14 protein-coding genes and 1 pseudogene are annotated in these 17300 nt (G+C 63.9%); 10 read left to right on the top strand and 5 right to left on the bottom strand.

The window, feature by feature from the left end:
• Positions 1–25: 25 nt before the first annotated feature.
• Entirely contained in the window at positions 26–427 is a 402-nt protein-coding gene (locus LB532_RS29535; protein WP_140644034.1) for a hypothetical protein, read from the top strand.
• On the opposite strand, the gene LB532_RS29530 is transcribed toward LB532_RS29535, so the two are convergent.
• The gene (locus tag LB532_RS29530) at positions 428–1201 is read right to left on the bottom strand and encodes a gamma-glutamyl-gamma-aminobutyrate hydrolase family protein (RefSeq protein WP_140644060.1); all 774 of its coding nucleotides are present in this window, start codon (positions 1199–1201) and stop codon (positions 428–430) included.
• Positions 1202–1464: 263 nt separating this feature from the next.
• Between LB532_RS29530 and LB532_RS29525 the strand changes: the two genes are divergently transcribed.
• A complete protein-coding gene (locus tag LB532_RS29525) occupies positions 1465–2574 on the top strand; it encodes a TRAP transporter substrate-binding protein (RefSeq protein ID WP_140644035.1) in 1110 nt (369 codons plus the stop codon).
• Between the two features lie 194 nt (positions 2575–2768).
• Here the strand turns inward: LB532_RS29525 and LB532_RS29520 are convergent, their stop codons facing one another.
• The 4 genes from LB532_RS29520 to LB532_RS29505 all read right to left on the bottom strand — a co-directional run bounded on the left by LB532_RS29520 (position 2769) and on the right by LB532_RS29505 (position 7408).
• The gene (locus LB532_RS29520; protein WP_140644037.1) at positions 2769–3797 is read right to left on the bottom strand and encodes a zinc-dependent alcohol dehydrogenase family protein; all 1029 of its coding nucleotides are present in this window, start codon (positions 3795–3797) and stop codon (positions 2769–2771) included.
• Positions 3798–3816: 19 nt separating this feature from the next.
• Positions 3817–5613 (bottom strand): TRAP transporter large permease subunit, encoded by a 1797-nt coding sequence (locus tag LB532_RS29515; RefSeq protein ID WP_181169598.1) that lies wholly within the window; start codon positions 5611–5613, stop codon positions 3817–3819.
• Complete coding sequence (locus tag LB532_RS29510; RefSeq protein ID WP_140644038.1) at positions 5610–6212, bottom strand: TRAP transporter small permease subunit; 603 nt, start codon at positions 6210–6212, stop codon at positions 5610–5612. The genes LB532_RS29515 and LB532_RS29510 overlap by 4 nt, the downstream gene beginning before the upstream one ends.
• 290 nt (positions 6213–6502) lie before the next feature.
• Positions 6503–7408, bottom strand: a complete 906-nt coding sequence (locus LB532_RS29505) for a branched-chain amino acid ABC transporter permease (RefSeq protein ID WP_140644040.1) — start codon at positions 7406–7408, stop codon at positions 6503–6505.
• Between the two features lie 112 nt (positions 7409–7520).
• Here LB532_RS29505 and LB532_RS29500 point away from each other — a divergent pair, with 112 nt between their 5' ends.
• The 8 genes and pseudogenes from LB532_RS29500 to LB532_RS29465 all read left to right on the top strand — a co-directional run.
• Positions 7521–8135 (top strand): CGNR zinc finger domain-containing protein, encoded by a 615-nt coding sequence (locus LB532_RS29500; protein ID WP_140644042.1) that lies wholly within the window; start codon positions 7521–7523, stop codon positions 8133–8135.
• The gene (locus LB532_RS29495; RefSeq protein WP_411908906.1) at positions 8122–8661 is read left to right on the top strand and encodes a hypothetical protein; all 540 of its coding nucleotides are present in this window, start codon (positions 8122–8124) and stop codon (positions 8659–8661) included. Before LB532_RS29500 ends, LB532_RS29495 begins: the two co-directional genes overlap by 14 nt.
• A gap of 220 nt (positions 8662–8881) precedes the next feature.
• On the top strand, positions 8882–12361 hold the full coding sequence (locus LB532_RS29490) for an indolepyruvate ferredoxin oxidoreductase family protein (protein ID WP_140644045.1): 3480 nt from the start codon (positions 8882–8884) through the stop codon (positions 12359–12361).
• Positions 12362–12506: 145 nt separating this feature from the next.
• Complete coding sequence (locus tag LB532_RS29485) at positions 12507–14819, top strand: putative bifunctional diguanylate cyclase/phosphodiesterase (protein WP_140644046.1); 2313 nt, start codon at positions 12507–12509, stop codon at positions 14817–14819.
• Positions 14820–14965: 146 nt separating this feature from the next.
• Entirely contained in the window at positions 14966–15745 is a 780-nt protein-coding gene (locus LB532_RS29480) for an N-acyl amino acid synthase FeeM domain-containing protein (protein ID WP_140644048.1), read from the top strand.
• A 152-nt stretch (positions 15746–15897) separates the two neighbouring features.
• The gene (locus tag LB532_RS29475; RefSeq protein ID WP_140550323.1) at positions 15898–16047 is read left to right on the top strand and encodes a DUF3096 domain-containing protein; all 150 of its coding nucleotides are present in this window, start codon (positions 15898–15900) and stop codon (positions 16045–16047) included.
• A 207-nt stretch (positions 16048–16254) separates the two neighbouring features.
• Complete coding sequence (locus LB532_RS29470; protein ID WP_140644050.1) at positions 16255–16479, top strand: aa3-type cytochrome c oxidase subunit IV; 225 nt, start codon at positions 16255–16257, stop codon at positions 16477–16479.
• Positions 16480–16566: 87 nt separating this feature from the next.
• Positions 16567–17300: pseudogene (locus LB532_RS29465) on the top strand (NAD(P)(+) transhydrogenase (Re/Si-specific) subunit alpha); the annotation flags it as partial.

Below are 17300 nucleotides of genomic sequence, written 5' to 3'. Positions count from 1 at the left end.
TCCGTAAGCATGGATGAGGATCAGCATGAAAACGCTTTCCGCACTGATCGGAGCCGCCCTGTTTGGCGGCGTTCAGCTGTTTCATGGCGGCACCGGCGAAAGCGTCGCTGAAGAGGCCGCGCCGCCCGACACCTACAGGCTGGTCGCCAATGGTGATGAGGGGGTTTGCGCAATCAAACGCGGCGCCACCGTCTCGGACGGCCTGTCGCTTTTGACGGTGGCTCCGAACTGCCGCAGACTCATGCCGGGCATCGAGCGGGCGAAATTCTGGCGCGAGCAGGACGACGGCACGGTCGCCTTCAGCGTCAACGGCGTCGATCCGATCGTCACCTTCGCCGTCGCCGATGGCGACGGATTCGAATCCTACGCTCCCGCACTGCCGCTGCTGTCGCTGGCGGCCGCCGGGGACCCGAGCACCGACGACTGACTACTCCGCCGCCGCGCGGGCGCCGGCTTTGGCAGCCGCATGCAGGCGAACCGCGTCGCCGAAGGCCCGGAAGATCTTGGCCGAGTTACTATCCGACTTGACCCAGTATTCGGGATGCCACTGGACGCCGACCGCGAAAGCGCGGGCATCCTTTACAGAGACCGCCTCAACGGTGCCGTCGTGGGCCACGGCTTCGATCTGCAGCTTCGAACCAAGCCGGTCGATGGCCTGCCGGTGCAATGAGTTGACCTTGATCTCGCCAGCACCGAACACGCCGGCCAGGCAACTGCCAGGCTTGATCGAAATGGCCTGGTGGATGGCGAAGCGTTCGTCCTGATTGTCGCTCACCGGCGCGCGGTGGTCGAGCGAGCCTTCACGCTCCTGGATTTCGGTGCCCAGCGTGCCGCCCAGCGCCACGTTCATCTCCTGGATGCCGCGGCAGATGGCAAGCAGCGGCACGCCACGCTCGATCGCCTTGCGAATCAGCGGCAAGGTGGTGGCGTCGCGTGCCGGGTCATAGGGGCCGTTCGCCTCGCTGGCATCGCCGCCATAGAGGGAGGGGTCGACGTTGGATTTCGAGCCGGTCAGCATGACGCCGTCGACCGACGACAGCAGCTCATCGAAATCGAGCCGCTCGCCGAACGAAGGCACCAGCACCGGGAACACGCCGGCGCCGGCGATCGCCGCCTCCAGATATTGCTGTGGGGCGGCATGCCAGGTGTAGTTGTCGAATTGACGGACGTCGGTCGATATGGCGACGAGCGGCTGCTGCATGTTGGCTTTGTTTTCCATCTGGACCGGGGAATCCTGCCTTTAAAATAGGCGATCCCAGCACATTTTTCCATGACAAGTTTCGGTCTGTCGGATGGGCCACCAAACGGCCCGTTAGACTATAGTTGCAAGGCCCTGCGCACACGCCGTCAAATCAGGCCGCCGCGCTGGACTCGACTCCTTGCCCGTGTATTGTTTCGCCCAGCCGTGCGGGGCATCGAGCATGCCCCGCACGGCGGTTTTGTTGATCCAAAAGGGAGGACTTCATGGATCGTCGTTCATTCATCCGCAAGGCCGGGACGACCGGCGTTGGCGCCGCCGCGGCCGCCGCCACGCTCGCAGCACCCGCCATAGCCCAGTCCAATCCAAAGGTGACGTGGCGGCTGGCGTCGTCCTTTCCCAAATCGCTCGACACGATCTATGGCGGCGCCGAGGTCTTCTCAAAGATGCTTTCGGAAGCTACCGACGGCAACTTCCAGATACAGGTCTTCGCCGCTGGCGAACTGGTGCCCGGCCTTCAGGCGGCCGATGCCACCACCGCCGGCACGGTCGAGGCCTGCCACACGGTGGCATACTATTACTGGGGCAAGGACCCGACCTGGGCGCTGGGCGCGGCGGTTCCGTTCTCGCTCAACGCGCGCGGCATGAATGCCTGGCACTATCATGGCGGCGGCATCGACCTGTTCAACGAATTTCTCGCCACGCAAGGTTTGTTCGGCCTGCCTGGCGGCAATACCGGCGTGCAGATGGGCGGCTGGTTCCGCAAGGAGATCAACACGGTAGCCGACCTTTCCGGCCTCAAGATGCGCATCGGCGGCTTCGCCGGCAAGGTTGTGGAGAAGCTCGGCGTCGTGCCGCAGCAGATCGCCGGCGGCGACATCTACCCGGCGCTCGAAAAGGGCACCATCGACGCAGCCGAATGGGTCGGCCCCTATGACGATGAGAAGCTCGGCTTCTACAAGGTCGCGCCCTACTACTACTATCCAGGCTGGTGGGAAGGCGGCCCGACCGTCCACCTGATGTTCAACAAGGCGAAATACGAAGAACTTTCGCCGGCTTACAAGTCGCTGCTGCATACCGCCGCGCAAGCCGCCGATGCCAACATGCTGCAGAAATACGACTATCTCAATCCTGCGGCGGTGAAGCGGCTGGTGGCCGGCGGCGCCAAACTGCGTCCGTTCAGCCAGGAGATCATGTCCGCCTGCTTCGAGAAGGCCAATGAGGTCTACGCCGAAATGGAAGCCTCGAACGCGCCGTTCAAGAAGATCTGGGAATCCATCAAAGGCTTCCGTAAGGAGCACTATCTCTGGGCGCAGGTGGCCGAGTACAATTACGACACCTTCATGATGGTCCAGCAGCGCAACGGCAAGCTGTAGATCCAGTTGGAGAGGGGTTCGCGCCGGCTAATGACCGAAGTCTGCGCTGCCCCTCATCCGCCCGCCTCGGCGCCTTCCTTGCAACGCTCCTGATTGGCGAAACCGGTGATAACGGCGTCCTTCTCCCCGTCACCATATGGGGAGACGTGCCCGGCACGGCGATGAGGCGGCGTCAACTGCCGAAAGCCCGCACTTCAGTCCAGACCCGGCACCACCACCACCTTGACCTCGCCGGCGGCAGGCGGGTTGGCGATCACCGTGGCCGCCTCTTCCAGCGGCACCTGCCGGGAGATCAGCCGGTCGATCTCGATCGCGCCCGAAGCGATCAGCTCGGCGGCGCGGCGGTGCGTGTAGGGATTGAGGAAGGAGCCGAGAACCTTCAACTCGCGAAACAGAAGATCGAAGGGCTCGAACGCCGCCTTCGTGCCTTGCGGCACCACGCCGACGATGACGACCGTGCCGCCGGCCCTCGCCAGCCGCAGCGACTGCTCGACCGTTTCCTGGACACCTGCACATTCGAGCACCACGTCGACACCGCCGGGCACCAGTCCCGCTGGCCCGGAGATGGCATCGATGACGTCGGCGGCGCTCGCGTCGACCGTTGCCGTCGCGCCGAGCTCTTCCGCCAGCGCGCGCCGCGAAGCCTGGCGCGTCGACAGGATGATGGTCGTCGCCCCTGCAAGCCTTGCCAGTTGAATGGTGAGCAGGCCGATCACGCCGCCACCAAGTATGGCGACCGAGGAGCCGGGCTTGATCTCGGCCAGGTCCACGCCATGGAGGCAGCAGCCAAGCGGCTCGCAGAAGGCGCCATGGGTCGGCTTCAAGTCTGCGGGCAGGACAAAAGCCTGTTTCTGCGGCAGCACGACGTAGTCGGCGAAGCCGCCGTCGCGGTGGATGCCGATGGCATTGAGATTGCTGCACAAATTGACGCGGCCGGCATGGCAATGGCGGCAGCGTCCGCAGGCGATGTTGGGGTCGCCGGTGACGCGGTCGCCGATCGAGAAGCCGCTCACGGAATGCCCCATTGCCTCGACGATGCCGGAGAACTCATGTCCGGGTGTTACCGGCGGCCTGCAGGGAAAGTCGCCGTGGAAAAGATGCCGGTCGGTGCCGCAGACTCCGCAGGCCTCGATGCGCACCAGCAGATCGTCAGGCCCGGGAACGGGCTTGGCGACCTCGCGCAGCGTGATGCTGCCAACCGATTCCAGCCGTACCGCTTTCATGGTTTTGCGACCTCCGGCATCAGTTGAAGCTCGGCGGCTTCGACAGATCCGGCTGCGGCGCCGCCGGTTTGGCGGGCGCCGTGTCGCCGAAGTTCGGCGGTTGCGACAGGTCGGGTGCGGCAGGCGCGGCGGGCGGCGCGGCACCGTTGGCGGGTGCGGTTCCGCTCCCGGCCGGCGGCGTGCCGAGCGGCGTCAGTCCCGGCACCTCCGGCACCGTATAGTCGATCGTACCGGAATCGACCGCCGTGCCCTTGTAGTGCATCACCATTTGCGGGAAGGCGATGGTGAGCCCGATCATGATCACCTGGATGCAGACGAACGGCACGGCGCCCCAATAGATCTGGCCCGTGGTCACCGGCGCGATCTGCTTGCCGGTCAAGCGGTCGAGATAGGGCACCCGGGCGGCGACCGAGCGCAGGTAAAACAGCGCGAAGCCGAAGGGTGGATGCATGAAGCTGGTCTGCATGTTGACGCCCAGAAGCACGCCGAACCAGATCAGGTCGATGCCGAGCTTGTCGGCGGCCGGTGCCAGCAGCGGCACGATGATGAAGGCCAGTTCGAAGAAATCGAGGAAGAAGGCAAGCACGAAGACCAGGATGTTGACGCCGATCAGGAAGCCGACCTCGCCGCCCGGCAGCGAGGTCAAGAGATGCTCGACCCAGATGTGGCCGTTGACGCCATAGAAGGTGAGCGAGAAGACGCGCGCGCCGATCAGGATGAACAGCACGAAGGACGACAGCCTTGTCGTCGAAGCGAGCGCCTGCTTGACCACGTCCAGCGACAGCCGGCCTTTGATCGCCGCCATCGCCAGCGCGCCGACAGCGCCCATGGCGCCGCCCTCGGTCGGAGTGGCGATGCCGAGGAAAATGGTGCCCAGCACCAGGAAGATCAACGCCAATGGCGGGATCAGCACGATCACGACCTGCTGCGCCAGACGCGACATCATGTTGATTTTCAGGCGCTGATCGGCGATCGCAACGATATAGATCACGGCCACGCCGATACTGGCGCCGAGGATGTCGGCATTGTCGCCATGGGTCGGAGCGAGATAGCGGTAGGCCGCGTAGGAGATCGCCACCGTCGCCAGCAACGCCACCAGCAGCGACACGACGCCATGGCCGAGCGTGCGCGCTTCCAGCGGCAGCGCCGGCATCGAATTCGGCCGGACGATCGTCATGATCAGGATGTAGAGCATGTAGAGGCTGGTCAGCACGATGCCGGGGATCAGCGCGCCCGCATACATGTCGCCGACCGAGCGGCCGAGCTGGTCGGCGAGCACGATCAGCACCAGCGAAGGCGGGATGATCTGGGCGAGGGTTCCGGACGCGGCGATGACGCCGGACGCCAGCCGGCGGTCATAACCGTAGCGCAGCATGATCGGCAGCGAGATCAGCCCCATGGCGATGACGGACGCCGCCACCACGCCGGTCGTCGCGGCCAGCAGCGCGCCGACGAAGATCACGGCGTAGGCAAGCCCGCCGCGGATCGGCCCGAACAGCTGGCCGATCGTATCGAGCAGGTCTTCCGCCATCCCCGATCGCTCGAGCACGATGCCCATGAAGGTGAAGAACGGGATCGCCAGCAGCGTGTCGTTCGACATCACCCTGCTGCCGTAGAAATTATCCGGCAACGCATGCAGCAGCGGCCAGGCTAGGTTGATCGAGCCGCCCGAATAGGGTGAGACCAGCACGCCGATGAAGAAGAACAAAAGTCCGTTGGCGGCGAGCGAGAAGGCGACGGGATAGCCGATCAGCAGGAAGAGGACCAGCGAGGCGAACATGATCGGCGCCATGTTCTGGGCGATGAACTCGATCACGAGCGTACCTCGCCAAGCGCCTTAGCCTCGTCTGCCAGTGCCTTGGCTTCGAGTTCCGCCTGCTCATGCGCCGATATGAACGGGGTCGGGTCGTCCATGTCGCCGCGCATGATGGCGATCTTCTTGATGATCTCGGAGATGCCCTGCAGCGCCAGCAGGAAGAAGCCGACCAGCAGGATCGCCTTTGCCGGCCAGATGATCAGCCCGCCGGAATTGTTCGACATTTCGCCGCTGCGGAACGACAGCGACACATAGGGGACGAAATAGATCACCATCAGCGTCACGAACGGCATCAGGAAAAAGAGATGGCCGAGAAGGTCGATCCAGTGCTGCACGCGGCGCGGGAACAGGCCGTAGACGATGTCGATGCGGATATGGTCGTTCTGCTTCAGCGTATAGGCGGCCGCCAGCATGAAGGCGGCGCCGAACAGGTACCATTGCAGCTCCAGCCATGCATTCGACGAGGTGTCGAACACCTTCCGGATGATCGCGTTGGCGGCGCTCACCAGGATTGCCAGCAGGATCAACCACGATATCCATTTGCCGATGAACTCGTTCACACGGTCGATCGTCCTGGATAGAGCGAGAAGCCCTGCCATGCATTCCTCCCTTGTTGTCCGAGGCGCGACGGCTCCCCTTGTTTTCCGCCGCGCCGCTGTGGCCCAACGGTATGCCGTGCGTGGCAGGACGGGTCAACACAGGAGCGGCGCTGTCAACGCGGTTGTGAGACGAGGGAGCGAACAAAGCGCCGGCCGACGGCGCACGGTTTGGAAAACCGGAACCGGCTACTGGCAGGGTTCGTTGGCAAAATCAAAGGGTTAAGACGGTCGTTTCGTATCCGAAACAAGCTACCGGCGGCCGGCGTCATGCAACCAAAGTCTGATGCGGATCAGGCGATCTTGGTCTGGTCGCGACCGGCGCCGATCAGCACCAGCATGGCGACGAGGAACAGGTACATCCACGCGTCGCGCCATTCCACGGGGAAATAGCCGGCCCACAGCGACTCGGCCATGCCGAAGGCGGCAGCGCCCAGGGCCGCCCGCGGCGGCGAGAGATAACCGCCGACCGCCGTCACGAACAGGATCTTCAGCCCGTAGACGAGGCCGGAACCGAAACTGACATTGCCGTAATAGAGGCCGGCCATGACGCCGGCCAGCGCGGCGCAGAAACCGCCGAACAGCACTGCGTGGCGGAACACGGCGCGCACGTCGACGCCGCACATGGCGGCCGCCTTGGGATCGTCGGAGACGGCGCGCCAGCGCCGGCCGAAATTCGAATGGGCAAAGGCCCATGCGGCAAGCGCCACCGCCGCCAGCACCACGGCGCAATCGAGCAGCTGGATCAGCGTCAATGTCGCCTTGAAGCGGGCATCCTGCGCGAAAACGACAGGCTGCGCCAGCATAGGCGGCAGCCACAGATCATGCGTGTCGGCGGCGATGCGGCTTGCTTCCGACAAAACCAGCAGGATGCCGAGCGTGGTCACCACGATCGCGTTGGGCGAGCGGTCGGCCAGCGGTTCGAAGACGCTGCGCGACAGGACGCGGCTGATGAGCGCGGCGTAGAGGAAAGCCGCTACGACGCCGAGCACCACCGCCGCCGTCAGCGTCAGCCACAGCACCTGGTAGCCGAAGGCGGCGGTCAGGATCATCGTCTGTCCGCAAAAGGCGAACAGCGCGCCATAGGCCAGGTTGGTGCGGTGCAGGATGCCGTTGGTCAGCACATAGCCGAACGCCAGCAGCGCATAGAGTGCGCCTGAATGCAGTCCGTTCAGGACCTGCTGGAACAGATACAGCATGCGAAAATCCTCGGGCCATGTCGCCCAAAGCGAGCGGCAATACCCCCTTCGGGGCAGACTTGCATCGTCGAATCTAACTTGTCAAATGCGATTTATCGGTTAGATTTCGGACATGACGGTATCCTGGACCCCGCACCGCTTCACCGGCGGCCTGCTCGCGCTCGACACGGCGAACACCGTCGTGCTGCGTGCCGATCCGGAGAGGACCTTCGACCGTTTTGATGATCCGCGCGAGATCGCCCGCTTCGCGGACGCGGCGAGCGGCTTTCGCGCCGCCGAGCTTGGCGGCAGGCGGCTGGCGGTCTCCGCGCCGGCTGCAATTGCGCCCGTCGTGCTGGCGATCCGCGAGGCGACCGACCGGTTGTTTCGCCGCACCGTGTCGAAGGGCGCCGTCGCCACCGATCACCTCTCAGGCTTCCTGGCGGCCTGCGCTGACGGTCTTGCCGGCAGCCGGACCGAGATCGCGGCGCCCGGAAAGCCGTTCGGCAATCCGGCAACGCCGATCGCTTTCGAGGCGGCACTGGCGGTTTCCGCCTTGTCGCTGCTGCGCGAGGACACGGTCGCTAGGCTCAGGATCTGTCCCAATTGCTCTTGGCTGTTCGTCGACCGGAGCCGCAATTCCAGCCGCCTTTGGTGCGACATGGCGGTCTGCGGCAACCGCCAGAAGGCAAGCCGTCACTATCGCCGCCGCAAGGCGGCCAATGAGGTCAACAATGTCCAGGATTAGCTCTCGTTCAGCCCTGCTCGGCATGGCGCTGATCGCGGCGGTGGCGCTCGGCGCCTGCCGCGACACCGGCAAGGACGGTGAAGGCAAATTGTTCGAGATCTCGGGCAAGATATTCGTCTTCAACTATCGTCTCGCCAGGGCGACGTATGTCGTGACGTTGCGGCCCTTGCGACCGATGGGAGACGGCCAGGTCGCGGTCGCCAGCTTCCAGGATCCGGCCGGCGGCGCGCCGTTGGTGGTCGAGCAGAAGGTCTGGCCCAAGCTCGACAAGGTGACGCTGGAGAGCCCGGCCTTGACCTGTGTCGTCAAGAACAAGCCCTATGCGATCGCCATCAGCATCAAGGGCTCCGACGGCGCGGTCCTGCAGAAGATCGACACCACGCTGATGTCGACCGAAGACCAGTCCATCCTGCCCGACCGGCCGCTCGTCATCGACCAGCTCTACACCGCCAATCCCGATCTGGTCGGCCATCCCGACGGCAAGCTGCCGGGTGAGCCGAAGCCGGACTGCTCCAAGGGCATCTGACGCTCGCCGCCAAGCCCGAAGACAAGCGAAATTTTCGTGCGCCGGACACTGTTCGCGGGGCGATTTCATACCAGGCAAGAGACGACGGCGGATCGTTCGTTGCGCGTTGCCTGGCACGTCCGATTTCGTTTGACCTGTCTTGCAAGGGGAGAAAGGATGCGTCATGCGATCCCGACGTTGGCTGCCTGCCCCCGCGCGGCCTCCGCAGAGGAAATGCCTGATGACGCTGCACGACGTCGCGCTCGACGACAAGTTCGACCTGGGAAAGGAGCGCATCTTCCTGTCCGGCGCCCAGGCGGTCATCCGCATGCTGCTGATGCAGCGCGAGCGCGACCGCCGCGCGGGCCTGAACACGGCAGGCTTTGTCTCCGGCTATCGCGGTTCGCCGCTGGGCGGTCTCGACATGCAGCTGTGGAAGGCGAAAAAACAGCTCGCCCAGGCCGACATCGTCTTCCAGCCCGGCCTTAACGAGGAACTCGCCGCCACCGCCTGCTGGGGATCGCAGCAGACGGAACTGCTGGGCGAAGGCACCCATGACGGCGTTTTTTCGGTCTGGTACGGCAAGGGCCCGGGGGTCGATCGCTCCGGCGACGTCTTCCGCCACGCCAATCTGGCCGGCTCGTCGAGACATGGCGGCGTGCTCGCTTTGATGGGCGACGACCACATGGCCGAATCCTCGACCAACGCGCATGCCACCGAATTCCTGTTCGTCGACTCCATGGTGCCGATCCTCAACCCGGCCGGTGTCCAGGAAATAATCGATTACGGGCTCTACGGCTTTGCCATGTCGCGCTTCGCCGGCACATGGGCGGCCATCAAATGCGTCAAGGACAACATCGAATCGACGGCCTCGGTAGACGCGTCGATCGAGCGGCTGAACATCGTCATTCCCGAGTTCGACATGCCACCCGGCGGCCTCAACATCCGCCACGAGATCGACATGCTCGGCCAGGAGGAGCGGCTGCATGAGTACAAGCGCGCCGCCGCGTCCGCCTTCATCCACGCCAACGGGCTGAACCGCGTCGTCTATTCGGGCGGCCGCAAGCCCAGGATCGGCATCATCACCATCGGCAAAAGCTATCTCGACGTCCGCCAGGCGCTGGAGGATATCGGCATCGACGAGGCGGCCGCCAACCGCATCGGCGTGCGGCTGTTCAAGGTCGGTTGCCCCTGGCCGCTCGATTTCCAGCACATTGCCGAGTTCGCGCGCGGCCTCGACACCATCGTCGTCGTCGAGGAAAAGCGTTCGCTGATCGAGGTGCAGCTTCGCGAAAGCCTCTACGGCACCGCCATTCAGCCCGTCATCGTCGGCAAGAAGGATGAGCGCGGCGATTGGCTGTTTCCGGCCAAGGGCGCGCTCGACCCCAATGAGATCGCCATCGCGCTTGGCGAGAGGATCGTGAAAACCATCGGCCCGTCGGAAGAGATTTCGGCGCGGGTGGCGAAGCTACGCCAGTTCCAGGCGATGCTCGCCGACACGTCGGACATCGGCTCGCGCACGCCCTTCTTCTGTTCCGGCTGCCCGCACAATTCCTCCACCAAGGTGCCGGACGGCTCGATCGCCGCGGCCGGGATCGGCTGCCATTTCATGGCGCTGTGGATGGATAGGAACACTGTCGGCTTCACCGCGATGGGCGGCGAGGGGGCGCAGTGGGTCGGCCAGGCGCCCTTTTCCAAGCGCGATCACATTTTCCAGAATCTCGGCGACGGCACCTACAATCACTCCGGCACGTTGGCGATTCGTTTCGCGCTGTCGTCCGGCGCCAACGTCACCTACAAGATACTCTACAACGACGCGGTGGCCATGACCGGCGGCCAGCCGCATGAAGGCGGCCTGACGGTGGACATGATCGCCAGGCAGGTGCGGGCCGAAGGCATCGAGCGCATTGCCATCGTTACCGACGAGCCTGACAAATATGCCGGCAAGGTCGAGTTCCCGGCCGGCGCCACCATCCATCACCGCGAGGATCTCGATCTCGTCCAGCGTGAGCTGCGCGGCGTCAGCGGGGTTTCGATCCTGCTCTACGACCAGACCTGTGCCGCCGAAAAGCGCCGCCGCCGCAAGCGCGGCACCTTTCCCGATCCCGACAAGCGGGTCTTCATCAACGAATTGGTCTGCGAGGGCTGCGGCGACTGCGGCGTCCAGTCGAACTGCGTCTCCATCCAGCCGGTCGAGACCGAGTTCGGCCGCAAGCGCCGGATCGACCAGTCGAGCTGCAACAAGGATTTTTCCTGCGTCAATGGCTTCTGCCCGTCCTTCGTCACCGTGCATGGCGCCAAGATCCGCAAGGCCGAAGGCATCGCCGGCAAGACCGATCCGCTCGACGGCGTTCCAGCAGCCGCCGAATTCCCGCTCGGCGAACAGGGCTGGGCGGCGATCATCGACGGCGTCGGCGGCACCGGCGTCGTCACCGTCGGCGCCGTACTCGGCATGGCGGCTCATCTCGAAGGCAAGGGCTGCGGCATGATCGACATGGCCGGCCTTGCCCAGAAGGGCGGCTCGGTGTTCACCCATGTCCGCATCGCCCGCACGCCCGATGACATCCACGCCATCCGTGTCTCGGCCGGCAAGGCCGATCTCGTGCTCGGCTGCGATCTCGTCGTGTCGGGCGCCAAGAAGGTGCTGGCCGCGGTGCGCGAGGGCCACACCATCTTCCTCGCCAACACCGCCGAGATCATGCCGGGCGAGTTTGCCCGCTCGGCCGATTTCTCGCTGCCCATCGAGCGCCTGAAGAGGGCGATCCGCACTGCTGCCGGCGACGACAAGGCGCATTTCTTCGACGCCACCCGCACCGCCACATCCCTGTTCGGCAATTCGCTGGGCGCCAACATGTTCATGCTCGGCTTCGCCTTCCAGCATGGCGGTCTGCCGCTGTCGGCGCAAGCCGTCGAAAAGGCGATCGAATTGAACGGCGAGGCGGTGGGGATGAACATCGCCGCCTTCCGCTGGGGCCGCCGCGCCGCGCATCAGCCGGATTTCGTGCGTGGCCTCGTCGCCCAGCCGGGCAAGGACGGCCAAGCCGCCACGATTGCCCAGACGCTGGACGAGATCATTGCCCGCCGGGTCGCTTTCCTCTCCGCCTATCAGAACGCCGCCTATGGCAAGCGCTACGCCGGCAGGATCGCTGCCCTGCGCGCGGCCGAAGCCAAGGCCGCGCCCGGTTCGATTGTCGTGACCGAAGCGGCGGCCAGGAACCTGTTCAAGCTGATGGCGATCAAGGACGAATACGAGGTGGCGCGGCTCTATACCGACGGCTCCTTCGCCGCCGAGCTCGGCAAGCAGTTCCAGAGTTACGAAAAACTCGAATTCCATTTGGCGCCGCCCATCCTGGGCCGTCGCGGCAATGACGGCAAACCGAGGAAATCGAGCTTCGGCCCCTGGATGATGAAGGGGTTCCGCGTGCTGGCGGCGATGAAAGGCCTGCGCGGGACGCCGTTCGACCTGTTCGGCTATTCCGCCGAACGGCGCATGGAGCGGCAGTTGCTGGCGCAATATGAGGCCGACCTGCAACGCGTCGCCAGCTCGCTGGCGCCGGACACCATCGAGGCCGCCACGGCCCTCGTCTCGGTGCCGGCGCTCATCCGCGGTTACGGTCATATCAGGCAAGCCAGCGCCCAAAAGGCGGCGGGTGAGCGCCAAAGGCTGCTCGAGCGCCTGTCCGGCACATCAGCGAGGGCGGAACTCCAGGCCGCCGAGTGATGGATACGGCTTGTTTACCTGATCTCGAGTTTCACTACATTCCGTAACGTCACCCGCCTTGACGGCACGGGTAAAGCGGCCATTCTAAATCTTTCTTAAGGCGAATATGGCACTGCTTGACTCCCCCAGGGTTGGGATTCAGGCGTTGAATCTGAGAAAAAAGAACGAGATCCCTGTCGACGTCTACATACCGTTCGTGGAAACCTTGTTTCGCGACGGACTGACGCTATCGATCGGATTCTTTGCCCAGACCTTGCTGGTGGTGCTCGTTTACTGGAAGACCAGGGATCCGGCCTATCTCGCCGTGACGGTTGGCTTTCTGACGGTTGCTTTCCTGCGCCTGCGCAACATCCGAAAATACCGGAATGCACCGTCGCCCAGGAGCTGGGAAGAAGCGCGCCGCCGCGAGAACGACTACATCCTCTACGGCTCGATGCACGGTTTCATGCTGGGCACGTTCTGCCTCGTCGGCATCTATCTTGCCTATGACGGCTTCGCCGAGATCGCGGCCGTCTGTGTGACGCTCGCCTCCGCCACGTCGATCGCCGGCCGCAATTATGGCTCGCCCAGGATGGTGATGATCTTCATCATGACCATGACCTGGCCCATTTCGCTGGGCTTCATCCTGCGCGGGGACCCCTATCATTTCATTCTCGGCCTGCTTTCGGCGCCGTTCCTGTTCGCTATCAAGCGCTTCGCTGACCTTGTCCGCGAGGTGCTTTTCGCCGCTTTGTCCGAGGAAAAGAAGGCGAACCGCCTCGCCCAGCGTTTCAATCGCGCGCTGAACACCATGTCGCACGGTCTGGTCATGCTTGCCCCGGACGGCCGGGTGGCGGTCGCCAACGCCGAGGCCGCGCATCTGATGTCGCTCAAATCGGCCGATGCGCTGCTCGGGCGCTCGATCCATGGCTTGCTGATGCGCGGCGTCGCCGGCGGCATGCTGGCGCCGAAGGACTGCCGCTACATCGAAGCACAGCTGACGCGGGCGCTGCGCGAAGGCCGCGACCGCAAGGTGCTCGTTTCGCTCGCCAACGGCCAGCACTACGAATTCTCCGCCCGCGAAGGCAGCCAGGAGCTGGGGGTCATCACCTTCGAGGACGTGACGGCGCGCGTCGAGGCGGAAGACAAGATCCGCTTCATGGCACGCTACGACAGTCTCACCGGCCTGCCCAACCGCGCCTATTTCCACGAACAGGTCGGCGAGGCCATGGCGTCGGGCGACCGTGACCGCATCTGCGGCTTGGCCGTGCTCGACCTCGACGATTTCAAGAGCGTCAACGACACGCTCGGGCACCCGATCGGCGACGGCCTGATCTACGCCGTCGCCGAGCGGCTTGCGGCCATTGCCGGGCCAAGCTTGACCGTCAGCCGTTTCGGCGGCGATGAATTCATGATCTTCTTCGACCGCATCGAGGATGAGAGCCATCTGGCCAGCCAGCTCGACGCGATATTCGCCGCCCTGCAAGGGGAGGTGGACGTCGCCGGCCACGGGCTGCGCATCCAGGCCAGCGGCGGTGCCGTGCTGTCACGGGTCAGGGATACCGACGTCGACGCCATGATCGTCAAGGCGGACCTGGCGCTCTATAAGGCCAAGGAGCTGGGCAAGAACGGCTGGCGGCTGTTCGAGGCCGCCATGGACGCCGCTTTCCGCAACCGGCAGCTGATGAAGGCGGACCTGCGCAGCGCGGTGGAAGGCAAGGCCCTGCGCGTCGTTTACCAGCCGATCGTGGCGATGAACACGATGCGCATAGCCAGCTGCGAGGCGCTGTGCCGCTGGGACCATCCCGATCTCGGGCCGATTTCACCCGGCGTCTTCATTCCGCTGGCGGAGGAAATGGGGATCATATCCGAGATCAGCACCTTCGTGCTGCAGGCAGCCTGCACCGAATGCGCCAAATGGCCGGACCACACCAGCGTCTCGGTCAATCTCTCCGCCAAGGATTTCCGCAACCGGGACGTCATCCAGAAGGTTCGCGACGCACTGGCCAGCTCCGGCCTTGCCGCCGGCCGGCTGGAGATCGAGGTCACCGAAACGGCGCTGCTCGACGACAAGTCGCTGACACGCCAATATATCGAGGAACTGAAGCAGATCGGTGTGCGCATCGCACTCGACGATTTCGGTACCGGCTATTCGAGCCTGAGTTATCTGCACAAGCTGCCGCTCGACAAGATCAAGATCGACCGCTCTTTCCTGATGGACGTCACCCAGAGCAGGCGCTCGCTGGAGCTGCTGAAAGGCATTGTCAATCTGTCACGGCCGCTTGGGCTTTCGGTGACCGTCGAAGGCGTTGAGACCTTCGAGCAGCTCAAGATCCTCGCCCTGGAGGTCAAGCCGGATCTTGTGCAGGGCTTCCTGTTCGGTTCGGCGCTCAGTGCCTCCGGTATCGAGACCATGTCGAGCACGGTTTGGCCTTTCGCCAAGGAGATCAAGAGTGCCAAACGGGCGGCTCGCGGCTGACGCGGCTGCGGAACGTTCTGATTTTAGTAAAATTTGGCTGGTAGTTAACGTTAACGATCAGTAAAGAGCGTTCGGCTCATTTTCATCTTTACATACCGTGGTGCTGTCGTAGTGTTGAGATACGGCGGCATTTACGGGGTTAGTTCATGGATGCGAAGTTGACGGCGCTTCGCCAAGTGGCAAGCGTGAGCGAAGAAAATTCCTCCGACAATATGTCGAGCTTTGCCAGAAATATTTCGGCAATGCTGGAGCGCACCGAGTATCGCCGTTGCGACAAGGGCGAGGACCTCGAGGATATCTATCGGTTGCGCTACAAATCCTATCGCTTGAGCGACATGGTTCCGGAGAATCCGGATCATATTATCCATGACGACCTCGACGAAGCCGAGAACTGCTCGAAATTCGGCATCTACATCGATGGCGAGCTGGTCAGCACGTTACGCATCCACCATGCGTGCAGCGCCACACCGCAATCGCCGTCCACCACGGTCTATGGCGACATATTGCGGCCGATGCTGGCCGCCGGCGCGCATTTCGCCGATCCGAGCCGCTTTGCGGCCGATCCGGACTGGTCTAGGGCCTATCCCCAGATCCCCTATCTGACGCTTCGTCTTGCCGGCATGGCCTGCTTCTATTTCGACGCGCCTTACTGCCTTTCCACCATCCGCCCCGAGCATGCCGGCTTCTATCGCCGCATCTATTGCTCCGAGCAGATCGGTGAATTGCGCGACTATCCAGGCCTGAACTACAAGGTCGTGCTCTATCGGGCCAACGTCGAAGAGATCCGCGAGCGCTCCTTCTCCCGCTTCCCGTTCTTCCGCTCGACGCCGATGGAGCGGCGTATGCTGTTCGAAACGCCGGGCGCGGGCGAACTGGCGCCGCTGACCATCCTGCCGACCGCAAAGTATTTCCGCGAAGCCGCGTGATATCGCTCCGCGACTTCCGGCACTGCGCCAATGTCCCGGGCCGATGGAGCTTTTCGGTCGCTGCGACGTTTGGTTGACGCGCTGGCGCCAATCGTCCGCGCAAACGAGAAGCTTTGTCTCCTTCAGCAGGCCAGCGCCGAAAGGAAGCCCATATGACCATCTCCACCCTTGCGCTCACTCCGCTCATCTCGCTGATCGCCGGCGTGCTGATCCTGGTCATGCCAAGGCTGCTGAACTACATCGTCGCGCTGTATCTGATCATAGCCGGCCTGCTTGGATTGTTTCCCCACCTCGCCGGCTGAAGCGAGCGAGCACGGTTGACGCGCCAGCCGGCTTCGTCCGGGATTGCGCAAGCAGCCGGAGCGGTTCGGCGATTCTGCCGAACGCAGGAGCGCTTTGTTTCAAATTTCCCTTGAGGAAGTTGTCGGCTGCGATGCGGCAATAGCGCCATTGCTCTCGGCGCGGCTTTTCGCTATGTGCCTGAAAGATGTCTTCGAAGGGGTATTCCTATGGCTGAGCACACGCCGACCGGTCCTGTCGAACTGGGCGCGAAGATGGACTATGCCGAGCACGACCGCACCTATGCGGGCTTCCTCATGCTGGCCAAATACGGATCGCTCTTCTGCGGCGCCATACTTCTGGCGATGGCTTTCGGTTTCTTCGCGGGCGGCTTCTTCTCGGCGACTATCCTGTTCGTCCTGATCATGGCCCTCGGCGCCTTCATTCTGCGGTAGTCTTTCCAAAACCCCATTGCCTTTGACGTCGCCGGACGCCCCGGCCGACATTTTGCGCAAACAGGTTCCAGCCGAAAGGATCATGCGGTGGGACAGACGGTTTTCATCCCTCGTGAGCTCGATGCGGACGAGCCGCGCGTCGGTGCTTCGCCCGATACGGTGAAACGGCTGGCCGGCCTGGGTCTTGAAGTGATCGTGGAGGCCGGTGCCGGCACGCGGTCGCGCATTCCCGATGAGGAGTTCGCCAAGGCGGGCGCTTCGATCGGCAAGGCCAGCGATGTGGCCAAGGCCGACGTGGTGCTGAAGGTGCGCCGGCCGACGGATGCGGAGCTGAAGAGCTACAAGCGCGGCGCGGCCGTCATCGCCATCATGGATCCCTATGGCAACGATGCCGCCGTGGCGGCGCTGGCCAAGGCCGGGGTGACGGCCTTCTCGATGGAGTTCATGCCGCGCATCACGCGCGCCCAGTCAATGGACGTCCTGTCCTCGCAGGCCAACCTTGCCGGCTATCAGGCGGTGATCGACGCGGCGGCCGAGTATGACCGGGCGCTGCCGATGATGATGACGGCTGCGGGCACGGTGCCGGCGGCGAAAGTGTTCATCATGGGCGTCGGCGTCGCCGGCCTGCAGGCGATCGCCACCGCGCGCCGTCTCGGCGCGGTCGTCACCGCGACCGACGTTCGCCCCGCCGCCAAGGAACAGGTCGCCTCGCTTGGCGCGAAGTTCCTCGCCGTCGAGGACGAGGAGTTCAAGGCGGCCGAGACATCAGGCGGCTACGCCAAGGAAATGTCGAAGGAGTACCAGGCCAAGCAGGCGGCTCT

Origin of the sequence: Mesorhizobium sp. ESP-6-2 (assembly GCF_020164675.1) — a bacterium.
Classification (GTDB): Bacteria; Pseudomonadota; Alphaproteobacteria; order Rhizobiales; family Rhizobiaceae; genus Mesorhizobium.
This window is presented reverse-complemented; position numbering and strand designations above follow the sequence as displayed.